The organism is SAR324 cluster bacterium (assembly GCA_029245725.1).
Classification (GTDB): Bacteria; SAR324; SAR324; order SAR324; family NAC60-12; genus JCVI-SCAAA005.
In genome coordinates, this window is record JAQWOT010000045.1 from 1 (window position 1) to 2,150 (window position 2,150).

Here is a 2,150-nt window from a genome sequence, read left to right on the forward strand (position 1 = left end):
AAGAAGGCAACAAACCGCTGCGAGCTGTAGTGATGGAGTTTGAAAGCTTGGATGCCGCAAAGACGGCCTATGAGAGTGAAGAATACAAGGGAGCGCTGGCTAAGCTAGAAGGAGGAGTGGACCGACAGCTATTCCTGATCGAAGGGTTATAGTAATCAATCAGCTCAAATTTTTAAACTATTCTGCAGAGAGGATTGCCCAATGCCTTTGGTTCAGCTTGAAATCATTCGTCAGGAAAGATTTGCTTCGGGGATGGAATTTGGTGATGTCGTCACCTACGAGTTACTGCACGGAATTGCACATTATGAAGTGGATCCAAAGCATCCTGCCAACTCAGGGATTGTCGACCTGGAGTTGGCTCTAACCAATCAGCGAGGCCAAGTCGAGTTTGAGTCTGACTTCGTCATGTTGCATCCGACTGATCCAAAACGAGGCAACGGGGCAGTGCTATATGATGTGGTGAACCGGGGAACCAAGACTGTGCTTACCTTCAACAGTGTGCCTCGCTCGCAGGATCCCATGATGCCAATAGAACCAGGAAATGGCTTCTTACTGCGTAACGGCTACACGGTTGTTTTCGGAGGATGGCAGGCGGATGTGCCTTCAACACCTGGAATGATTGGCATGCGAGCCCCAGAAGCGCTGGATGAACAAGGTAAACCAATCGAAGGCCGAATTCTTTGTTGGTTCCAGGAGCAGGAAGCTGAGGCAAGCCAATGGCAACTGCTCTCACACAAGGATCACCTCCCACGCCCTCCAGCTGATCCTAACGAAGTAAAAGCCCAGATGTTCGTTAAGGATCATCCCAATGATACCGGACAACTCATTCCGCGCGATCAATGGAGGTTTGCTCGCCAAGGGGCAGCTGAGCAGGAGCCTGAGCCCCACCATGTTTTCATGGAATCGGGGTTTCAGCCAGGCCGCATTTATGAGTTGGTCTATACCACTAGAGGCAGTCGAGTCATTGGTTTGGGGTTCGCTGCAATGAGAGACATGGCCTCTTTTCTTAAGTATGGAACCACGAAAGAGGGTAATCCCTGTGCTGGCTCCCTGAACCGGGCGCACGCTTTTGGTCAATCTCAGAGCGGACGCTTCCTAAGGACCTATCTTTATACTGGGATCAACACCGATGAATCAGGACGGCAAGCATTGGATGGCATGATTCCACATGTTGCTGGGGGAATGAAGGGAGAATTCAATCTTCGTTTTGGGCAACCGTCCAAGGATATTTGTTATGTATTACCTGGACTTTTCCCCTGTTCGGATAGCACACAGATCGATCCACTCACAGGAATCCAAGGGGCATTGCTTGATCGAACCAGACAAAACGGTCATCTTCCCAAGGTAATCTTTACCAACACTTCTGCGGAATATTGGCGTGGGGACGCAGCTCTGATTCACACCGATTTAGTCAATAGGACAGAGTTGCCAGAAGATGCTGAGTTTGTGCGTCGCTACCACTTCTCTGGAACTCAGCATGGAGTTGGAGCATTCCCGCTAGAGACTATTCGAAGTTCAGATGGTTGGCTTGGGCAGCAGCACTTCAGTTGCATGGACTACAGCCCGCTACTTCGTTCTGTTCTACAGAATCTGGATCAGTGGGTTGCCGATGGCACACCCCCTCCATCAAGTCGACATCCACGTTTGGAGGACGGAACGGCACAGGAATCCAAGGACGTCATGCACAACTTTTCCAAACTTCCAGGATTCAATCCATCAGAACGACTGGCTCGAGCGCAGCGATTGGACTATGGACCTGAATTGGATCAAGGACGGACTCTGACCTTACCAGCTATACAAGGGGAACAATTTCCAGCTTTTGTTTCTGCTGTAAATGAAGATTTGAATGAGATTGCAGGAATTCCGCTACCTGAACTTTCGGTTCCTCTGGCAACCTTCACAGGCTGGAATCTCCGTCATCCGGAACGGGGTAATCCTAATCTATTCCATGGAATTAGCGGAGGACTTGCTGGTTCGACCATTCCTTTTCCAGCTACTCTTAAACAACGCAAATCGTCAGGTGATCCAAGGTTATCCATTGAGGAACGCTATCGATCTCGTGAGGACTATCTACAGAGACTTCGAGAAGCTGGGAAGTCTTTGGTGGCCGAAGGATACCTTTTGGAAGAGGACATTGAACGGATTGTTCA

At 49.6% G+C, this 2,150-nt stretch carries 2 protein-coding genes; both read left to right on the top strand.

Features of this window, described 5'->3' with window-relative positions:
* The coding region (locus tag P8O70_01845) for a DUF1330 domain-containing protein (protein MDG2195627.1) at positions 1-152 on the top strand (152 nt) is incomplete at its 5' end.
* Between the two features lie 49 nt (positions 153-201).
* A partial coding sequence (locus P8O70_01850; GenBank protein MDG2195628.1) for an alpha/beta hydrolase domain-containing protein occupies positions 202-2,150 on the top strand: 1,949 nt, incomplete at its 3' end.